The organism is Mycobacterium sp., assembly GCF_049802695.1.
GTDB lineage: Bacteria > Actinomycetota > Actinomycetes > Mycobacteriales > Mycobacteriaceae > Mycobacterium.
The window spans coordinates 1-1758 of record NZ_JBARMY010000537.1; the positions used below are offsets into that span (position 1 = coordinate 1).

The window sequence follows — 1758 nt, forward strand, 5'->3', positions numbered from 1 at the left end:
CAGCAGCCCCGCTTCGGCCCAGCCCGCAGCGGCGGCCTCGACGTCGGTGCGCAACTGGTCGGCTCGGTCGGCGCCCACCCGCGACAGCAGTGGGATGTTCCGCAGCGCAAAGTCCATCAGGCTTGCCTTTCTCGTGGCGACCCGCTGCGCCCGGCTCCGCCGCGCTTGTGATCGCCACCACCTAGGTACCGACGCTGCGGATGTACAGCAGCCGGTCGTTGGCCTCGATCGCGTCCGCTTCCGGCGCATCGACGCGCAGCAGCCGGCCGTCGCGGACCACACCGAGCACGATGTCGCGCAGATGCCGCGGGGAGCCGCCGACCTCGGCCTGCTCCACCTCCCGTTCGGCGACAGCGAAACCGGCTTCCGGCGTCAGCAGATCCTCGATCATCTGCACGACGGTAGGCGTCGTCGTGGCGATACCGAGCAACCGGCCGGCAGTCTCAGAGGAGACCACCACCGAATCAGCTCCGGACTGCCGCAGAAGGTGCTGGTTCTCCGCTTCCCGGATGGCCGCCACGATCTTGGCGTCCGGGGCGACCTCCCGGGCAGTCAACGTGACCAGGGCAGCCGTATCGTCGCGGCCGGTGGCCACGATGATCGAGGCGGCGCGCTGCGCGCCGGCCAACCGCAGCACATCGGACCTGGTCGCATCACCGTGGACGGTGACGAGGCCCGCCGACGACGCGTGGTCGAGGGCTGCCCGGTCGGTATCGACGACGACGACGTCCGTCGGGCCGGCTGCGTCGCTGAGCACGGCGACTACCGCCGTTTTGCCTTTGGTGCCGTAGCCGACCACGACCGTGTGGTTACGCACTTTGGTCCTCCAACGCTGGATCTTCCACGCCTGCCGGGATCGCTCGGTGAGCACTTGAAGCGTCGTGCCGACCAACACCACCAGGAACATGATTCGCAGCGGCGTGATGATCAGCGTGTTGATCAGGCGAGCGGACTCGGTGATCGGGGTGATGTCGCCGTAGCCGGTGGTCGTCAGGGACACAGTCGCGAAGTACACGCAGTCCAAAAACGACATACGCTCGTTGCGGACATCGATGTACCCGTCGCGGTCGAGATAGACGGTGATCACCGCGACGGACAACGCGAGCAACGCGACCGCTACCCGTCGCGAAATTGCTTGCGTCGGGCTGATATGGCTTTCCGGTATGCGCAGCACGCCGACCAGTTCGTAGTCGGGCAGTGCGGTCAGCCGCTCGTCGCGACCGCGCCGCCGCCAGTTAAATCGGCCCACAGCTCGTTGGCTCGACCAGGCGCACGACACAATGTAACCATGACCGCCATCACAGCAGTGGGTGCACGCCGGGCAAGTCGGACGACCGCATACCGTTTGGCAGCGATGCTGATCGGCACGGGCAGTGTGCATTTTCTGGCACCGAAACCATTCGACACCATCATTCCCGCCGAGCTGCCGGGAAACCCGCGCACCTACACGAACGTGTCGGGAGTCGCGGAGATCGGCATCGGCGCGCTGCTGCTGTTGCCGAGTACTCGCCGACTCGGTGCGCTTGCCGCCGCGGCGCTTTTCCTCGCGGTCTTTCCGGGCAACGTCAACATGGTGCGGCTGTGGTGGTCCCGGCCGTGGCCCTGGCGAATTGTCGCCCTGGCCCGGCTGCCGTTGCAGATCCCGATGATCACCGCGGCGCTCAAAGTCCGACGCACCACCTAGCGGCGATTGCGAGCGCGGCTGAAAGCCGGGCGAAGCGGGTCGCCGCCATTTGCCCGGCGCGGACCTTGCGGCTC

2 protein-coding genes and 1 pseudogene are annotated in these 1758 nt (G+C 67.1%); 1 reads left to right on the top strand and 2 read right to left on the bottom strand.

Annotated elements, in window-relative coordinates; translation table 11 throughout:
- Window positions 1–117, bottom strand: a pseudogene (locus WA317_RS21195) (NAD(+) diphosphatase); the annotation flags it as partial.
- Window positions 118–181: 64 nt separating this feature from the next.
- A complete protein-coding gene (locus WA317_RS21200) occupies window positions 182–1249 on the bottom strand; it encodes a potassium channel family protein (protein WP_425174897.1) in 1068 nt (355 codons plus the stop codon).
- 39 nt (window positions 1250–1288) lie between these two features.
- Between WA317_RS21200 and WA317_RS21205 the strand changes: the two genes are divergently transcribed.
- Entirely contained in the window at window positions 1289–1684 is a 396-nt protein-coding gene (locus WA317_RS21205) for a DoxX family protein (protein WP_425174898.1), read from the top strand.
- Window positions 1685–1758: the final 74 nt, after the last annotated feature.